A 19,774-nucleotide genomic window follows, 5' to 3' on the forward strand; every position below is an offset into this window, starting at 1 on the left:
GGCTTTAATTATCTCATATTCAAATATTTTCTAGGTATTGCTTGATGTATGACTTCATCTGTTTTTATGAATTTCTATGCCTAATTTACGGTAGACTGAAATCCAAAAAGCTTTACAATTAGAAAAAGCTTTGTAATTTTAAAATTTGAGTAGCTAAAACTTTCAATCCAATAAACGCGATGGCAGAATTTCAATATGACGAGGATAGTATAAAATCACTGGATTGGCGGGAGCATATCCGTATGCGACCAGGTATGTATATTGGTAAGTTGGGAGATGGTTCTTCTCCTGATGATGGAATATACGTATTGGTAAAAGAAGTGATTGATAACTCCATTGACGAACACATGATGGGGTTTGGTAAAACGATAGAAATAAAAATAACCGACCAGAGGGTTGAGGTTAGAGATTATGGAAGAGGTATACCACTTGGAAAAGTAGTGGATTGTGTCTCCAAAATCAATACCGGGGGGAAATACGATACAGGTGCTTTTCAAAAATCTGTTGGTCTTAACGGAGTCGGTACAAAAGCGGTAAATGCCCTTTCCAATTATTTTAAAGTTCAAGCTTACCGTGAAGGCCAAACAAAAGTAGCAGAGTTTCAAAGGGGTGTATTATCTAATGATGCTGAAGTTACTTCCTCTAGTGGTAGAAACGGTACTTTGATAGCTTTTGAGCCTGATGAAACAGTTTTTAAAAACTATCATTTCATTCCTGGCTTTTTGGAAGAGCAAATGTGGAATTATGCTTTCTTGAACTCTGGATTAACCATTAACTTCAATGGTGAAAAATTTCATTCAGCCAATGGTTTAAAAGATTTATTAGACAGAAAATCAGATGAGGAAACGAATCGTTACCCAATTATTCATTTGAAAGGTGAAGACATTGAAATGGCAATGACACACGCCAATCAATATGGTGAAGAATATTATTCATTCGTAAACGGACAAAACACTACACAAGGAGGAACACACTTAGTAGCTTTTAAAGAAGCAATAGTAAAAACCGTTCGTGATTTTTATGGAAAGAATTACGATCCTTCGGATATCAGACAGGCTATAGTAGCAGCTGTTGCTGTTCGTGTACAAGAACCAGTTTTTGAATCTCAAACGAAAACTAAATTAGGTTCTCAAAATGTGGCGCCTGATGGTCCGACTATGAGAACATTCATCAATGATTTCGTAAAGAAAGCATTAGATGATTTTCTACATAGAAATCCTAAAACGGCTGAAGCGATTCAAAAAAGAATTATGCAGTCGGAGCGGGAACGTAAAGACATGGCAGGAATCAAGAAATTGGCTAATGAAAGAGCAAAAAAAGCCAACCTTCATAATAAGAAATTAAGGGATTGTCGTGTTCATTATGATGATAATAAGCACGATAGGAAGGATGATACCATGATCTTCATTACCGAGGGAGATTCTGCTTCTGGTTCTATCACCAAATCGCGTGATGTGCAAACCCAAGCAGTATTTAGTTTAAGAGGTAAGCCTTTAAACTGTTATGGTAAGACCAAAAAATTAGTTTATGAAAATGAAGAATTTAACCTTTTACAACATGCGTTGAATATAGAAGAAGGTTTAGAAGGATTGCGTTATCGAAAAGTGATTATTGCTACGGATGCCGATGTAGATGGAATGCACATTCGCTTACTTTTAATGACTTTTTTCCTACAGTTTTTCCCTGATTTAGTTCGTGATGGACATTTGTATATTTTGGATACGCCTTTATTTAGGGTAAGAAATAAGAAGGAAACCATCTATTGCTATTCGGACGAAGAAAGAAGAAGAGCAATTGAAAAAATAGGAAAAGCTGCCGAAATTACTCGATTTAAAGGATTAGGGGAGATTTCACCAGAGGAATTTGGTGAATTTATAAATGAAAATATCAAGTTAGATCCCATTATCTTAAGTAATCAAACTAAGATTAAAGACCTCTTGACTTTCTATATGGGTACCAATACAATGGAAAGACAGCAATTTATAATTGATAAATTAAGGGTAGAGAAGGACTTGGAAGAGGAATTAGCTGAGGTTTGATTTATTGTAAAAATATTGCAAAATAATAATTATTGTAATATTTTTACAATATGGACTATCAAATAATAATGGCAGATGTTATCAATAGTTCTACTTTTTCGGGTAGCGCATTGATGAAAGATTTTAAAAGATTAATAGAGAAAGCAAATAAGTTATTTGAAAAGCAAATAATTTCTCCTTTGACCATAACGCTAGGAGATGAATTTCAAGCAGTAATTAAGGATTTGAATTCAGCTATAGATGTGGTTTTTTATTTAGATCAGGAATTATTGAAATCTGAATTTCAATTACGATATGCTTTACAACTAGGTGAAATCGAAACGCCAATAAATGAAAACATTGCTTATGGCATGTTAGGAAATGGGCTGACTGTGGCAAGAGAGAGTTTGCAATATGGGAAAGAAGAAAATAAAAGGTTTTCAATTTCAGGTTATGAAGGTTTACTCAATGAAAAGCTAGATAAAGCATTTATGCTTTATGATTTTTTCTATATGAATTGGTCTGAAAAGGAAAAATTAATAGCCTATGAATTTCTAGAGGGCAAGGAGTATAAGGAAGTGGCTGGAATTTTCCAAAAGGATAACTCAACTATGTGGAGAAAGGAAAAAAGCTTGAATTTAGAGGAGTTTAAAGTTGCTAAACAACTAATTAAATTGTTATTGAAGTGAACTTAAGCCTTATTTACATAAGCATCATTATTCTTACTGAATTGGGAAGCATTTTGTTTTTTTGGTTACTAGCCAAATACAACAAGGATAAGATAAGCCTTTCCAGTATAACGAAAGGTGTGCTCGAAAGGGCTTTTATTTGTTTTTCACTTTTGGTGGGCTATCCCCATGTTTTAACTTTATTTGCAGCTTTAAAAATTGCAACTAGAATAAAGGACGAGTCTAAAATTTCCAATGATTATTATTTCATTGGAAATTTGGTTTCAGTTTCTCTAGCAATTTTATACACATTACTGATTGAACAACATATTCTTTTAACAGAATAAGATGGAAGAAAACAACGAAAATAACGAATCTAAGAACAACCAAAACGGAGAGGATAAGGACAAATTACATAATGTGATTGCCGTATCGGGTATGTACGAAAACTGGTTTTTGGATTATGCTTCTTATGTGATCCTAGAACGAGCGGTACCTGCCAATGAAGATGGTTTTAAGCCTGTTCAGAGACGTATCATGCATGCTATGAAGGAAATGGATGATGGGCGTTTTAATAAGGTAGCCAACATCATCGGGCAAACTATGCAATATCACCCGCATGGTGATGCCTCCATTGGAGATGCCATGGTGAATATGGGGCAAAAGGATATTCTGATTGAGACCCAAGGAAACTGGGGAGATATCAGAACAGGAGATAGTTCAGCTGCTCCTCGATATATAGAGGCTCGACTTTCAAAATTTGCTTTGGATGTGGTTTTCAATCCACAAACTACAGAATGGCAATTATCTTATGATGGTCGTAAAAAAGAGCCCGTTACTTTACCTGTAAAATTCCCATTACTTTTGGCTCAAGGGGTTGAAGGTATTGCAGTAGGACTTTCCACTAAAATTCTTCCTCACAACTTTTGCGAGTTAATTAAAGCCTGTATTGATGTTTTAAAGAATAAAAAAGTTGAAATCTATCCTGATTTTCCTACGGGGGGAATGGCAGATTTCTCGGAATATAACCAAGGTTTAAGAGGAGGCAAAATTAGGGTAAGGGCTAAAATTGAAGAAGGAGAGAAGCGCACCCTTTTAATCAAAAATATTCCTTTTGGCACCACCACCACAGGATTGATTGAATCCATTATAAAAGCCAATGATAAAGGTAAAATCAAGGTGAAGAAGGTGGTGGATAACACTGCTAAAGATGTTGAAATTGAAGTTCAACTCGCTGCAGGACAATCTCCAGATATCACCATAGATGCATTATATGCCTTTACAGACTGTGAGATTTCCATTTCACCTAATGCTTGTGTGATTATTGAGGATAAACCTATTTTCTTACCAGTAAATGAAATTTTAAATAAGAATGTAGAGGATACTCTTCAGCTTTTAGAACGTGAATTGGAAATCCGAAGAGGAGAATTGATGGAGAAAATCCTATTCTCTTCTTTAGAAAAGATATTTATTGAAAACAGAATTTACCGCAACATTGAAGAATGTGAAACCTGGGAAGCTGTTTTAGAAACAATAGACAAAGGTTTAGAGCCATTTAAACCTCAATTCTACAGAGAAATCACCCAAGATGACATCATCCGCTTGACGGAAATCAAGATTAAGAGAATTTCGAAATTTGATAAGTTCAAGGCAGATGAATTGATGCGCAAACTGGAAGATGAGTTGGCTCAAGTTGAACATCACTTGAAAAACTTGACCGAATATGCCATTGATTATTATAAAGGCTTATTAGAAAAATACGGAAAAGGAAGGGAGCGTAAAACGGAAATTAAGAGTTTTGATAATATTCAAGCGCATACCGTTGCGGCCAATAACCAAAAGCTTTATGTCAATAGGGCAGAAGGCTTTATCGGTTATGGAATGAAGAAAGATGAGTTCGTAACCGATTGCTCGGATTTGGATGATGTGATCGCCTTCAAGCGTGATGGGACTTATAAAGTCGTGCGTATTGAGGAGAAGGTTTTTGTAGGTAAGGATATTATTCATGTTGATATTTTCCGGAAGAATGATGAGCGAAGGGTTTATAATGCTGCTTATCTGGATGGGAAAACGGGTCGAACCATGGTCAAGAGATTTCAGGTTTTATCCGTAACTCGTGATAGAGAATACGATCTTACCAAAGGAGCTAAAGGTTCTAAGGTATTATATCTGGAGGCTCGTCCAAATGGAGAGTCAGAAGTAATCAATGTGAAATTATCGAACTCTTGCCGAGCTAGAGTGAAAGTATTTGATTTTGATTTTGAGGAATTAGAAATCAAAGGTAGGGGAGCAGGAGGAAATATCTTAACTAAATATCCTGTTAAGAAAATTGAATTCAAATTGCTGGGTGAAAGTAGTTTTGGCGGATTAAAAATCTACTATGACCAATCTGTGGGAAAATTAAATACAGACGAAAGAGGTCAGTTGATAGGCTCTTTCCATGGAGATGATAATATTTTGGTGATTTATAAGGATGGCTCTTATGAACTGAGTAATTATGAATTGACTAATCGATTTGATGGTGAAAAGGTGGAGTTAATTGAGAAATTCGATCCAAACTGTGTAATCTCGAGTGTTTATTATGATGGAGCTTCCAAAAACTATTTTGTAAAGCGTTTCCAAATTGAAACCCGCACAATGAACAAACCATTTGTATTTATTTCAGAGCATAAAAAATCAACCTTAACAGTAGTGAGTACTGATAAAGACCCACAATTGGAAGTTGAATTTCGTAAAGGAAAAGGCAGGGATAAAGAGTCTGCTACCTATGATTTTGATATGCTAATTGATGTAAAAGGTTGGAAAGCCATCGGAAATAAACTTTCCCAATATGATGTCACTAAAGTGAAATTATTGGAAAGCAAGAAAGAAGAGAAAGCAAAAGAATATAAAACAGGTGATTCAGTTGATTTGGACGTGGATGATGATAAAGAGCAATTAGGTTTATTCTAAAGGATATGAATGCTGAATTGAACCATTTTCTTACCCAAAAGTTTGGTGAATTTTTGTCCGATGAACGAAAACAGTTTATTGAATCTGTTTTAGAGAATCGCACTGATTTTATTAGAGTGGTTTTGGAAGATATCCGTGATCCTCATAATGCCAATGCGATTATTCGTTCAGGGGAATGTTTGGGAATTCAGCATTATCACATTATAGAAAATGAAAATGCATTTAAACTAGGCAGAGGAGTAAGTAGGGGAGCGATTAAGTGGGTGGATGTTCATCAATATCCAGAAAGTGAAACTCCAACAGCGGATGTTTTAAAAGATTTGAAATCCAAAGGCTATAAAATTGTAGTCACTAGTCCGAATGAAGAAGCTTGTGCACCTGAAGAGTTGCCTTTAGATCAACCCATAGCTATTGTAATGGGAAATGAACGAGATGGGATTAGTGAAGAAGCAAAAGCTATGGCTAATGAGTTTGTAAGGCTACCCATGCATGGATTTACTGAAAGTTATAATGTGTCTGTCGCTTCGGGCATTACATTTTACAGTTTAGTCAGTAAAATACGGGAGTTCGTAAAAAATTGGCAATTTGATGACCGAACCAAAGCAGATTATCGTTTGCAGTGGTATAAAAAATGTATGGCTAGACCTGACGATTACGAAAAATTCTTCGTTAAGGCTTTTGAATCAGAAAAAACATAATGATAAAGTTCTTCCTCCGTCTTGGTTTATTTATTTTAATATCTGCCATTGTATTTGCTATATTTTCCAATGTTTTCATTATTTCGAAAACTAGCGCTTACATTTATGAGGATATTAATGAGATTCCTGCGAAAGAAATTGCCTTAGTTTTGGGCACTAGTAAGCGAAATATGAAAGGGGAGGCCAACAGTTTTTTTGATAATAGAATGGATGCAGCGGCCGAGCTTTTTCATAAAGGTAAAGTTAAAGGTTTGTTACTTAGTGGAGATAACAGGACCCGTTATTATAATGAGCCCAGCGATATGAAAAAAGCCTTAATGAGTAAAGGTGTTCCCGAAAGTGTTATTTCAATTGATACAGCGGGTTTACGTACAATCGAAAGTGTTGCTCGTTGTAAAGAAGTTTTCCATCATCAGGATGTAGCTATCATTACGCAAGAATTCCATGCTTTTAGAGCCTTATATATTAGCCAATATTATGAAATGGATGCCATTGCTTTTTCTGCAGCAGAAGTACCTGTTTATTCCTCTACAAAAGTCACCATAAGGGAGTTTTTTGCTCGCCCTAAAGCATTATTAGATTTATACCTACCCAACAAATTAATGGGGATCAAATAGTTTTTGATAAACATTATAGGGAAATCTAACTTTCTTCATAATATTTTAAAAAAATCAAGGTTTATTAACATTGGCTTACAGGTTTAGATAATCCATTTATATTAAAGTTATGAATGGAGATCAATTGTTCTATTAATAAGTTGAAGCAATGGTAAATAAACTATGTATGTCCATTTAAATTCCTGATGGATTGCAGCCTTTAATCATTCTCATTTAGGAAATCCTATTAATCCCCCTAATCATGCTTATTTAACTACCTATTGCCCATTTGACTTTAATCAACATCCTAATTTATCATCTTATCATATTCAAATAATTAATGTGTTTTAATTCTTAGCAAAAAAATATTTTAGAAATATTTCAAAAGCATGACCCACTTAGATGAGTTTTTGTGTGATACTGAATAGAAGACATTTTATCGATTAAAGCAAAAGCTATGTCGATGTAAGTCAGAGGTTGATCTAAACAATAAACTATCTGTTAATGGATTTTTTTACAAGTAAAGTTTCTATATTTTATTATTTTAAAGAATACCTACCAAAGTTTTTCAATACTGTTCAAGTATTAGCATTCATAATTTTATTATTCTCAGTTTCTTTCACGTCTAGCGCTCAAAATAGTGAAGTCAGTGTAAATGTTCAGGTGCTACCTCCATATTCAAACAATATATATGATTATATAGGTGCAGATGATAAAATATCTAGAAGTTTTCAAGAGCAGATATTGGTCACTCTTCGTAATCAAAACCCTAGTAGATCTTATGAGATAAAATTGATTGGTAGTGTATTGGGAAATAATGGAGTTGAAGCAAGTATGAACCAAAATTTTCAACCATTCCAACGCATAATATTACCAGCAGGTGAGATGAAAGTTATATCTGGTAGAGATTTAGCAAATATAAACCGCAACTTAACTGAGGCTGATATCAATTCAGAAGGTATTAATTCTGAACAAATTAGAAGAACAGGAAATCTGCCAGAAGGAAATTACCGCATTTGTTTTCAGGCATTTGATTTTCAGACTGGGGAAAGTTTGTCCAGTTCCCAACCATTAGGATGTAGTGCACCAATTACAATTTCAAACCCTGATCCACCTGTAATTGCCTACCCATTCCATGAATCTGTTATTCTTGCTACCAGTCCTCAAGGTTTCAATATTTCCTGGGCACCAGTCCAATTATCAATTCCTAGAATTCGCTATCGTATTAAAATAGTTGAGCTTTCGGATATTAATGCTAATCCATACGATTTGATGGAAAGGACTAATGTAGCTTATTATCGAGAGGATAATTTGAGAACAAATAGTGTTTTTTATGGACAAGGAAAACCGCCATTGACGGTTGGGAAAACTTACGCTATTCGGGTACAATCCTATGATCCATTGGGTGAAATTGACTTCAAAAACAATGGATATAGTGAAATAAATACCTTCCGTTATGCAAATAGTTATGATGATGGTTCAGGTTTATCTGATATGGACTTCGTTAATCTGGTGCCAGGATATGTTAAGCTTATTGATTTAGATGAGTTGGATTATACGAAAACTGGAGGTGTAGAAAGGTTTAACGGCTTAGCAAAAATTGCATTTATCAATCCATTAACTGAAAAGCGGGATGTAGTCAACGTAAATGTTAATAATCTTAGCTTAAAGGAAGGAAATAGACAAAATCCTGAATTTATGGGAGGTGAAATAGATGGTAATTTATCTGAACTTCCTGAGCTTTTGGGAAATCTAGATGGCTTTATTCAACCATCTGCTGTGAACTGGAATTATGAAAGTGGATTAAATTTAACAGGTAGTGTAGAACTTGGTGATGGAAGCAAAATGCAAGTTCAAGGTGGAATCCAGCTAACACCAGCTGGAGCAATTGGTCAATTAAGAGCGGGAGGAAATAAAGAACCTATTTATGAAATTGATGAAGAAGAAATAAATTTAAAAATTACTGAAGTAGTTGCCTCTTTTCCAGAAAATACTGTTGAAGGAAAAGGATATTTAGAATTTTTCGGGAGTAATAATGAAGATTTAGAAAATAAATCCTGTGAAATCAACAATATTGATTTACTGCAAGATCAAACTGCAATCAGCGTTAGCTGTTCATACAATTCCACCCTACCTCTTGTAGAAAATAGTGATAATGTAATGCTTCAGTTTGAAGGTGCTAGTGGCTCTATTGTGGCAAAATGGAATACAGGAACGCTTGATTACAATGTACAATTATTAGGTGCCCTAGATTTAAAATATGAGGATGAAACACACAATTGTGATATCAATCTGGCCGCAAAGCTTACCACAGAAAGTTCGCCTCAATTCAATGTGTTGGGCAACAATTGTCAATTTACAGACCGAAGCCTTTCATTAGGTCTTGTCCAGTTGAATTTAAGAGATATGGTTCTTGAAGAAATTTCATATCAAAAAGGTATATGGGATTTTGAATTGGCTATGAACGGCAATTTTATATTACCCATGTTTGACAACTGGACTTCACCTGAAGTTGAAAATATCATTATAGACAAGGAAGGAATTACTATATCTGAACAGATTTGGTCATTAACAGAACTTCAAGGACTTCAAAATATTGGTTGGGATTCAATAGTATCACTTTCTCCAGATCAATTACGATTTGACGCCATCACTTATCCTTGGTATGAAGACTTAAAAGGACAAGGGCCATGGAACATGTCAGCTGTAGGTAAGGCTTCGATTCAAAATATGCCGATTATTCCTTGTCTTGATGAATATGATTATGATTTTAGTCTTTATTATAATAGTGAAGATGGCATAAATGGTGAACTTGAAGGTAAAGGGGAAGGTTGCAATTGGGGTTTTTCCAGGGGCAGTAGCCTAACAATTTCAAGAATGAAAGGGGAGCTTTTTGCTGAAGTGAAAAATGAGAACACTGTAAAATCAGCCAGTTTAGAACTTACAGGTAGTTTAAATAATAATTTTCTTTTTGACTGCGAGAAAGATTTAACATTTGATAATGTTTTCCTCAACATAGATAAAGAGTTTGTAAGAGGTAGTATTGAGCAGTTTACACCAAACTGTCCAATAAACATAGGACCTTTTGCAGCAGAAATAACCAATTCTAAATTAACCTTTGATGTTTCTGATGGAGATCAAGAAGTCCTTTTGGATGCCAGTGCGGACTTGATTTTACCGGATAAAAGTAAGGTAGAAGGTACTTTCCTATATGATTTAGTAGAAGGTGAATTCATAGAGATTGAATTTGAACTGGATGATCCATTTACCTGGAATATCCCGGAAGAAGAACCTGTTCTTTCATTTTATATTGAAGAGGCACTGATTAATCAGGATGGATTTTTGATTGATGGAAGAAATACATTAAAGCTTCCAGGTGGTAAGGATATTGATGCCACATTTGATAATCTGACCTTAGATATCAATACTATGCAGATTGAAAAGGGGCAAGTAATTTTTGATGAGTCTTTTGCTTTTGAAGCTGGAATCGATACCACAGATTATTCCTTAAAATATAAAGCTGTTGAGCAAGGAAAAGCTTTAAGTTTGAATCCTGCATTATACTTCTCGCTTGGTGCTAATGTTAGTCTTGATTCAAAAGGACTCAAAACTGGTGGGGATGCTGAAGCAAGGCTGATTTTAGGTGACCAAAATTTTACAGAAGATTTATCAGTTCATTTTTCTGATGATTTTACTTTTGGTTTATATCCATTTAATGTTTCTATAGGTAAGGCAGACCTACTTGTTGGTGAGCAACTGATTGCATATATAAATGATCAGGGGCTAACAATAGACCCTACTGATTTTATACTGGATGCTTTACCAGATAAGCTACCACTACCTGATAATGATGTCGCATATCTTAAGATACGTGACGTAAACGGCAACTTATTGATCGATGCCCAAAATATGCCAAATGGTAATATCAGTATAGAAACACTTCCCGGAAAAAACCTAGAATTTTATTTACCAGCCATAGATCAGGCAAATCCGCCTGTATTCGGTAATGTCCAGTTGGATAATGTGCAGTTAAATGCAGATGTCTCTAATCCATCAATTGCTCAAGGAACTGTTACTATTGATGTACCAGCTAATATGCCGGCATTGACAGGACTTGAATTACCCATACAAATCAGTCAAATCGCTTTTGGTACTAATCTGTTCGGTTCGAATACTCAAGGCCTTCATTTAAGTGGTGATCTTAACCTATTTGATACAGTTTTACCTGATGCCGGAACTGTTAGTCTTCAAGTAGATAATAAAGGTTATGCTACAGCTAATTTTAACATTTCAGGTCAGGACTTATTGATACCTTTGGTACATAATTCAGATATAGTCACATACCGACTAAATAATCTTTCAGGCAGATTTGAATCTTTTCTGGATAATATTTCCGCACAGTCCTTTTCTCTTGATCTTAGCGGTAAATTTTCGGTTAATGACCAACAAACAACCGTGGCAACTGCAGATTTGGATTTGCATCTAGAACCAGGCTCATTTCAGGTAACGCATTTTTCTTCTTCTATAGCAAATAACCCAATAGATTTAGACTTTGGTAATTTTGGACTTAAAATAAAGGAAATTCCAGCTTTACCTGTTTTCAATTATACAGATGCTGGTGGTTTCGACTTTGCAGCTGAGTTAAATCTAGAGATGTACATAGATTTAGCAGATGGTCAACGATTTGAATTGCCAATGGATGGCCTGGAAATACGACCAAGTGGACTTCATATTCCTGCTCAAAACATAAACTTGAGTAGCATACCAGGCTTATCTATACCTCCAGTTGATATTGCTGGATTCGAATTAGAATTATTAGCACTACGAACTGATCAATCAACAGTTTTTGATTGGTACAATCTAACAGACTGGAACTTCAGCCCTTCTCTTGATTTGGCAGTGAGGATGCCAAATCTCGCAGCAAAAGGCTTGAATCTTCCTGATGGGTTGTCTTTTTACGATGTGTCAATTCAGGATGGTGTTTTTTCAGGTACTATGCCAACACTGCAACCCCCTAATGGTTTAAATATTAAGTTAGGTAATCTACCAGATGCTCCAGATTTGAATATATCCCAAATTGGAGGAGAATTATTACCAGATGCCAATAGTGGTGGACAGGGATTTAATTTCGACCTTGAAGGAAAACTGCTTGAATTACCAGGTTTTAAAAATACTGATGCTCAGGCCTGTGTTAATCCTGAATTCAGCTTATCTATTATTGAAGGCAGTGGTTTTGAGGGGACAATTACCAATTTTACTCCTTGTGGAAATCTGGAAATAGGACCTTTCACCCTGACTCCGCAAAACAGTGAGTTGTTATTTGCCTATCAAAACAGTAAACAGGAAGTTTCATTAGACGGAACCATCCAATTAGATCTAAAGGAAAATCCAAGCCCAAATGGACTTGCCAATGGCAATGTGAAATTGAATTTGCTCAATGGTTCATTGATGGGAGGCTATGTTCAAATTAACAAATCTTTTCCTTTTGAATACCCAGTAGGTAATCCTTTGTTGAGCTTTACTTTAAATGATGCTCGATTGGATACCACTGGTTTTACTATGCAAGGATCTGGGGCTCTCAATATGGATAATTTATCTAATACGGTAAGCTTTAATGCATTAAAACTTTCATTGAATGACCTTTCTGTAAAATCGGGAAGTGCTAATTTGGGTAGTGATCTCAATTTAGATTTAAACCTTAGCCCATTCGGTCTTTCACTAACTGATATTAATGCCCAAAGACCAGCTTCAGATCATTTACGCATGTCTTTCAATGCCGATGTACTTCTGACAAAAGATGGCATTGGATATTCTGGATCAAGTGTAGCAGCTATTCGTTTTGGTGGTGAAAATTTTCAATCATTGCGTGCTGAATTTCTCAATAGCTTTGCCTTTAATCCCCACAACTTATCCGTTAGCAAAGGTAAAGCTGAATTTTACTTAGATGAAAACGATCAGCAAGCAACAGATCCCTTAGCAATTTTAGATGCTAATGGCTTTAGTATTGGAGGTGGTATAGTGTCTATGCTTCCTGATACGCTTGGTTTACCTACAAAAGATGTTGCTTATATCATTTTGAAAGATAGTCAGGGGAACTCACTCATTAATGCTAATCAAAACAGTACGAATGGATGGGATATCAATACCAAGACTAACCAGCCTTTAACATTGGTTATTCCTTCTTTAGCTAATGGAGGAAATGCACCAGAAACACAGGTTAGTTTTTCACTTACCACTGACAGCAATTTTAATCCTAGTAATGGAAATATTTCCTTAGAATCTGCTATTAACCTAGAACCTAATTTTCAACTTCCAATTGAGCTCACTTCACTTTCCTTAATTGCTCAAAATCAAACAGAAATATCGGCTGAAATAAAGGTGAATTTACCTGAAAGTCTATCTGATGAAGCTGTGACCAGTGTTTTTAAAATAAATAATAATGGCTTTAAGCAAGCTTCACTTGAGTGGGGAACCTATACGCAAACCTATAATTCTTCAGTTTCGCCTGCATTCACTCAGTCTGTTCAGGGAACCTTACCAAATGACAACCAGCAAACAAATATGTCATTGCATTTATACGGAATTAAGGCAGACTTAGGAGTCAACACGAGTTTGCAATTGGCAGGAGGGCTGGAAAGTGATCTCTTATCTTCGGAAAATCAGTCGAATGATCCACTTTTCTTTTATGCAGATTATAATAATCAAAATTGGACTGGAGGTGTGGATGCTAGCCACTTAACAAATGGAATTGAAATTGGTAAACTTACCCTTACGCCAGATCCACAGCAACCATTTGAATTACAAATCAGCACTCAGCAATTTTTAATTAAAGTAGATGGTATTATAGATTTTGAGGAGTTAGTAGGTGAAAGTTTACGGGTCTCAGTCGAAGACCTACAAATAGGTATGGACTATTCTCAATCAAATCCTAGCCCAGTTTTTGGAATGGGGGGAGGCAGTGTCACTCTACCAGATCAAGTTATAGATCTTTTCTCTGGAGAAGTAATTTTAACACTTTCTCAGCCAAACCTACAGATTTCAGGCCAGGAAATCACCATCAATTCTGATGGAGAGATTGATATATTTGAAGAAGACGTTGATTTTAACGGACTAAGCATTAGTAGCAACGATGGTTTTGACTTAGGGACTGTTCAAATGGACAAGGAATATGAATTAGTTCGGAATTATGCTAATCTAAGTGCACTTGGTATTTCTCAAGAGCAAAATACATTAAGCCTATCTGCAACCATTGACATAAATCTTCCTGTGCCAGTTGAAAGCACAGCTAGTGCAATTTTTACTATTTCCAGAAATTCAAGCAATAATCAGGTAAATGTGGATGTGGATGGACCTGACTTTGAGATTGATAAGCGATATGCTTTAGGCGATTTTGCTGAGTTTGAGCTATCTAAAGTAACGGTCGATATTAATCCATCCAATTTGGATGCTTTTGGAATTTATGCAGCCGGCAATTTATTAATTGATGACCAACCAAGAATTTATTTTGGTAATGAGTCATCAATTCGAACCAATCCTGGAATCGCCTATGCCAATAGAGCTTTAAGTTATAATGCCACTGGAAATGCTGCATTTAATTTAGATGAAGGATTTTTCGACATCTCGGTAAATGCTAATATGTCAGTGGCTAGTGCAAGCCGTTTTGAGGTGGAGTTAGGAGGAAATGCAGGGGTAAATATTGATGGAGTAGAGGGGAGCTTAGAATATGAGGGTTTTACCATTGGTAAGGATGGTATTATTAATAGAGGTAACTTGACTGGAGGAGGAACCCTAACGCTAATGAATTATGCTTCTCTTACAATCGGAGAATTCATATATGAAGTACCAAATGAAGGAGAGTCTACTGTAACAGTAGATTTACCAGTAAGTAATGACGACCCTGAATCTTTTGATAGTCAAGAAAACCCTGATGTGGCTTTTAGCCCTACAGAAGTAAAACGCTATGTGCGATTTGGTGGTGGTTCAGGAACTGCCTTGGAGCTAACTCTAGGTGGCAAGAACCCAGATGAGGACGGCTCAGGTGGCTTCGGTGGAGGTGTAGATGAGGTGATGTTTTACGAACTTCCTAATGGAGATAAATACCTCAAAATTGATAATGCAAATCTTGCAATAGGTCGAACGATGACTTGCTCTGCTTTCATGGAGTATAAAGAAGAAAACGGAGGGTTTATTTTGAGGGCCACAGCTACTGCTGAATTAGGAGTTGGTAATACCAGTGCCAAGGCAGCATTAGCTGGCTATTTCGCCAATTTGAATAATCAACTTAAGTTTGGCCTATTTGTGGGGGTTGAAGTGAGTACTGGTATTCCTTTATTCCCAGGAGTTATTGATTTAAAAGGTGGTGGAGCAGGTTTTTTCTATAAGCCCACATCAGATGATTTAGATTTAATTACGAATCCTAATACAGGTGCATTAAAAGTTTTTGGTCACAAAATGGTCAGAAACGAATTAGAAAACCCTGTTTCACCTCCTTCCACCGACCTAGATTTTGCTGTAATGCTCTTCGCACAAGTAGGGATTTTAGGTTCAGCTGGTACCTATTCTTTAGAGGGAAGTACTTTCATTCAAATTACAGATAAAAGTGTTTACCTCGATGCACAAGGTGTAGTGCTCGGTTTGGATGGTGCCGGCTCAACTAAATTAAAATTGGAGGGCGGTGCCTATGTACAATCTAGTTTTGAACATTTCTTCATTGATGGTGGAGGATATGTTGATTTAAAAATGCCTGTAGTTCTAGATGGTAATATGGAGCTGATGTTCTTCTTTGCTGAGGATCCGGGAAATGCAGGAGAAGTGATTTGGGCCATTGATGGTGATCTGGAGGTAGAGGTTTACAGTATTCTTACTATGAAAGGTACAATCATAGCTTGCCCAAGCGGCTTGTACATGGATGCTAGTGTAAAGGCAGATATCATTGATGTTTGGCCTATTAAGGTTAATGCTAAATTGATGGGCTCTGTTTGGTATGCTAATGATGATTCTTTTCGGTATCCTTTCGGAGCTTACATGACTATGAAGGTGGAGATATGCCTTGGCTTTTGCGTAGAACCAACTGCTAAAGCTGCTTTTGCCACATTAAGCGGGGGTGGTTTTGAATTGGTAGTTGGTGCACAAGCTTGCGTTGGTACACCTTTTGGAGATGCCTGTTTACATGGTATAGCGAAGGCTAGCTCTAGCAGTGGTTTTGATGTGGATATTTCTACCGGAAAAATGAACGCTAGACTATTTGATGAGGCTGAAGGGATGAAAAAACGTTTTGAGGATATGGTAGCGGAATTGAAAGAAAAAGTAAACGCTACCAAAGATGCCATTGAAAATCTTGAACCTGAAGTTCCTAATTTAGAAATACCTAATGAGGTCCTAGCTAAGGCAGGTTTTAATTTTCACACAAATGAATTTAGTCGCTTTTTAAGTGCTGTTATGATTAGGCAAAATATTAATGAGGTGATTTCTCCCATGCCACCTGATATGCAATGGGTATATGATAATATAGTAATTGCAGGTAGTAACAGTAATTTTCCGATGGACCGTTTAACAGAATATGGAGACGAGTATAATGCTGTAAAAGACCAAAAAGATATAATGAAAAAAGCTATGGACACTAGCACTTTATATTTAGAAGAGGCTATTGTTAGAATGGAGCAGGTGAAGGGCGCAGCATATGAATATAATGAGAAAGCACAGGAAGCATTTGATGAAATGATCACAGCATTAGAAAGTAGTCCTGTGGTTGCTACAAATCTGACTATTCAGCAAACTCAAAATGGTGAAATTACCTCTTCTCCTAATTTTACTATTGATGAGGAAACTGCTGCAAATCAAAATGAGAAAAGTAGTAATTCTAATGCACTTGATAATAAGCTATTAGAGCAATTTGAAGAAGCAATATTAGCAACTGAAAAGAATTTAGCTGCTTTGGATTCAATGCTTTCAAAACCTTTGCAAAAGAATACTACACAAAGCACGAACAGTAGTAATTCAGGTGGGTTTTCGAATTCATTTCAGCAAAATGGCAATAATGTAATTACTGTGGCTAATACTACTTATAATAGTAATTATTATAACACATCTAATATAAACTTGAATCTGAATATTTTCTCTCCTAGCGTGTCTGATGTTACCGCAAGTTTAAGGAAAGCTATTGAAGAAATAGACAAGTACTATGCCTATGAGGGATCTTTTCGTGCTCGACAACATTTATGGATGAGCTATGCACGTAGGAGTTTAGTAAATCAGCACTCTATCGGAATTAGTAATGATTTCGATGATGTATGGACTGAAGCACAAAGTAAATCGGATAATTATCTAGAAAGCAATATGAAAGATCGTGTAGATCTACTGTACAGAATAGCCAATGAAAGTGCTCAAGTTAGGCAAACAGAAGTGAACAATACACAATTAAGTGAAGCAAATTTTAAAACCTCATTGGAGTATCTTTGGTATGATATGCATGATTTGGGATTGGAAAAAGGAGCCAATGAAATAGCACGGACATTGGCTCCTGGTTTAGCTGATGATAAAGCTGAGGTTAGTAATATAGTGGATGAACCTTACAAGTTGCTCACAGACAAAATCGATGATAGCTACACATTAAAATCAGAGATATTAACCTTGTTACATGGATTGTATACACAATATGATAAATATCGGCAAGCGGTAGATTCAACTTCCACAAGCGGGGTTGACAGCCTAAGTAACCTTCAACAAGATATTGAAACTAGGCTTTCCCATATAGAAGAATCTCTTCAACCGCCTGTTATTAATAATATTAATGTCTTTTCTGTCCGAACATTTTACCGTAATAAGGCAAGAATAAATTGGAGTGCTAATAAAAACCCAGTAGAAACAAGTTTCCAATTCGAGGAGGTTCTATCAGGAGATAATAATATTGCTACTGGATTTTATGATTATCGAACATTAGGGAATAAAGAAAAGGTATTCATTCATTCTTACAAGAATTATTATCCACGTATTCCAACTCCTACCAACCTTAAATTTTATGAGACAAAAGAATTTAGCATAGGTTTTCGATTGAGAGGAAAAGGCGGACTAACTGCAATTCGAAGAGCAAATTTCAGAGTAGCAGTAGGGGCCAATAGTGATGAGTCAAGTGTGCAATGGGCTAGTATAAAGGAGGAAGATAATACACCTCCCAAAATTGATTTTGTAGAGTTTCATCCTGATTACCATGAGACAAATAATCATTTATCTCCTTATGAAGAATGCTTCTATACTAAAGAACAGCAAACTCAGGTTCTCCAAGTAGTAGCAGGAGATGATCAGTCAGATATTGTGAAATTTGAATATGCTGTAGGAAGTAATGAAGGTCAAACAGATATCCAGGATTGGGGCGTTTTAACTGGTTCAACAAACAGACAATTAAGCTCGAGGTATCAGAATGGTCAAAATGAAGATGTACTCAGGAATGTATTTGTGGGTAGTATTAACAGTCTTTCTCTTCAACCGGATAAAAGATATTACTTCAGTGTCCGAGTGACTAATGGTGAAGGCTTGACAACTACTGTATCGATGCAAAAGCCATTGATGTATGATGGTACTCCACCTAGTAAACCTGCTCCACAGTACACAATAATAGGTTTTCAAACCTTATTTTTTGGAAACTCTATTTATCCAAGTAGGATAAAACCATTAGCCAATAGTGCACCGGATTATAGACCATTGTCGGGACAAATAGAACAAATTTATAGTAGGTTGGAGAATAATACCAATATGCCTGAGGTTGACTTTAAATGGTCTGCTTCAACTGATCAGGAATCAGGAATATTTACTTACGAATATTACGTATCAAAAGACTCTGTTTTGGATAAAAGTAATTTTGTAGCTTATCGAAATACTGAAGAGACAAGTAAAAAAATTAGAGCTAATTCAAACCAAGAAGTTGGGGCCATAAGTTCTGACAAACCTTTAGTTTCTAGGTATTCAGGAAGTAAAATTGAAGATTATGGACAGCACTACTTTTATGTTCGAGCCATAAATAATGCCTCATCAAAAAGTGAGGTTGCTAAGTTAGGTCCTTTTACACCAAAAGATCCAACAGCACCGGATATACCTGATATGCAAGTTACGGAGCGTCCTAATGCACTAAGAATTCATATTATTGAAAATAGTTTTGATCCTGAATCAGGTTTGAAAGGTTATCAGTATGCATTGGGTACTTCTACCAATACAGCTGATCTACAAGGATTTGCTAATGGAGATGAGGTCAATTGGGAGTATTCTAATTATGATGCTCTTTTAAAAGGAGTGAATTTTAATTTTTCACTCACTGAAGGAAGTAGCGGGCCTGAACAACCTACTTTTGATATAGAAAAAAATAACCTACCAAAAGGTGAACCTATCTATGTGTTTTTTAGAGCGGTGAATCAACAGGGGATGAAATCTGGAATTGTAGCGTGTGGACCCATCATCCTGGATGATACACCACCGGAAACACCTGACGTTTCACTTACTACGACAAGTGATAATAAAGTTAAAATAGAGTTAAATGATGTCCATGATCCTGAGTCAGGTATATCTAAAGTAGTATACAAGGTTTATTGGACCAGAAACACTTTAAATAAAAGTACTGATCACATTACTGGTTTTGAAGTTAGTAGTCCTTCTAGTAGTCCTCGCAACTTCACTTTTTATAAATATTTAGGAAATTATGATTCAGGGTCAATTGAGGTAGTTGTTTGGATTTATAATGGAAGAGGGGAGTATACCCGATCATCTAAATCTATTCCATTGCAGATCCTAAATAATAACAATAATAGCTATCAAGGTAATCTTCAATTTAATTCTTTATGGTAAGGAACACAATT

The 19,774-nt window shown here is 35.9% G+C and carries 7 protein-coding genes; all 7 read left to right on the forward strand.

All coding sequences use genetic code 11. The features are described from left to right. Nucleotides 1-179 precede the first annotated feature (179 nt). The 7 genes from ABWH96_RS10805 (at nt 180) to ABWH96_RS10835 (ending at nt 19,763) form a co-directional block, all read left to right on the forward strand. Complete coding sequence (locus ABWH96_RS10805) at nt 180-2,039, forward strand: DNA topoisomerase IV subunit B (RefSeq protein ID WP_375581462.1); 1,860 nt, start codon at nt 180-182, stop codon at nt 2,037-2,039. Nucleotides 2,040-2,089: 50 nt separating this feature from the next. After that, entirely contained in the window at nt 2,090-2,707 is a 618-nt protein-coding gene (locus tag ABWH96_RS10810) for a SatD family protein (protein WP_375581463.1), read from the forward strand. Further along, nucleotides 2,704-3,033: a hypothetical protein gene (locus ABWH96_RS10815; protein ID WP_375581464.1), complete on the forward strand. Its 330-nt coding sequence runs from the start codon at nt 2,704-2,706 to the stop codon at nt 3,031-3,033. The genes ABWH96_RS10810 and ABWH96_RS10815 overlap by 4 nt, the downstream gene beginning before the upstream one ends. A 1-nt stretch (nt 3,034) precedes the next feature. Beyond that, nucleotides 3,035-5,638 carry a DNA gyrase/topoisomerase IV subunit A gene (locus ABWH96_RS10820; protein ID WP_375581465.1) on the forward strand — a complete coding sequence of 868 codons (2,604 nt, stop codon included), beginning with the start codon at nt 3,035-3,037 and terminating at the stop codon, nt 5,636-5,638. A gap of 5 nt (nt 5,639-5,643) precedes the next feature. Further along, on the forward strand, nt 5,644-6,336 hold the full coding sequence (locus ABWH96_RS10825) for a TrmH family RNA methyltransferase (RefSeq protein ID WP_375581466.1): 693 nt from the start codon (nt 5,644-5,646) through the stop codon (nt 6,334-6,336). Then, nucleotides 6,336-6,953, forward strand: a complete 618-nt coding sequence (locus tag ABWH96_RS10830; protein ID WP_375581467.1) for a vancomycin high temperature exclusion protein — start codon at nt 6,336-6,338, stop codon at nt 6,951-6,953. Before ABWH96_RS10825 ends, ABWH96_RS10830 begins: the two co-directional genes overlap by 1 nt. 483 nt (nt 6,954-7,436) lie before the next feature. Then, a complete protein-coding gene (locus ABWH96_RS10835) occupies nt 7,437-19,763 on the forward strand; it encodes a hypothetical protein (RefSeq protein WP_375581468.1) in 12,327 nt (4,108 codons plus the stop codon). Nucleotides 19,764-19,774 lie beyond the last annotated feature (11 nt).

Source organism: Marivirga tractuosa (assembly GCF_042140215.1).
GTDB classification, from domain to species: domain Bacteria; phylum Bacteroidota; class Bacteroidia; order Cytophagales; family Cyclobacteriaceae; genus Marivirga; species Marivirga tractuosa_A.

Excerpts from the sequence above, each read along its gene's own strand:
- ABWH96_RS10805 (WP_375581462.1), top strand. The coding sequence starts at position 180 with ATGGCAGAATTTCAATATGACGAGGATAGTATAAAATCACTGGATTGG.
- ABWH96_RS10810 (WP_375581463.1), top strand. The coding sequence starts at position 2,090 with ATGGACTATCAAATAATAATGGCAGATGTTATCAATAGTTCTACTTTT.
- ABWH96_RS10820 (WP_375581465.1), top strand. The coding sequence starts at position 3,035 with ATGGAAGAAAACAACGAAAATAACGAATCTAAGAACAACCAAAACGGA.
- ABWH96_RS10825 (WP_375581466.1), top strand. The coding sequence starts at position 5,644 with ATGAATGCTGAATTGAACCATTTTCTTACCCAAAAGTTTGGTGAATTT.
- ABWH96_RS10830 (WP_375581467.1), top strand. The coding sequence starts at position 6,336 with ATGATAAAGTTCTTCCTCCGTCTTGGTTTATTTATTTTAATATCTGCC.
- ABWH96_RS10835 (WP_375581468.1), top strand. The coding sequence starts at position 7,437 with ATGGATTTTTTTACAAGTAAAGTTTCTATATTTTATTATTTTAAAGAA.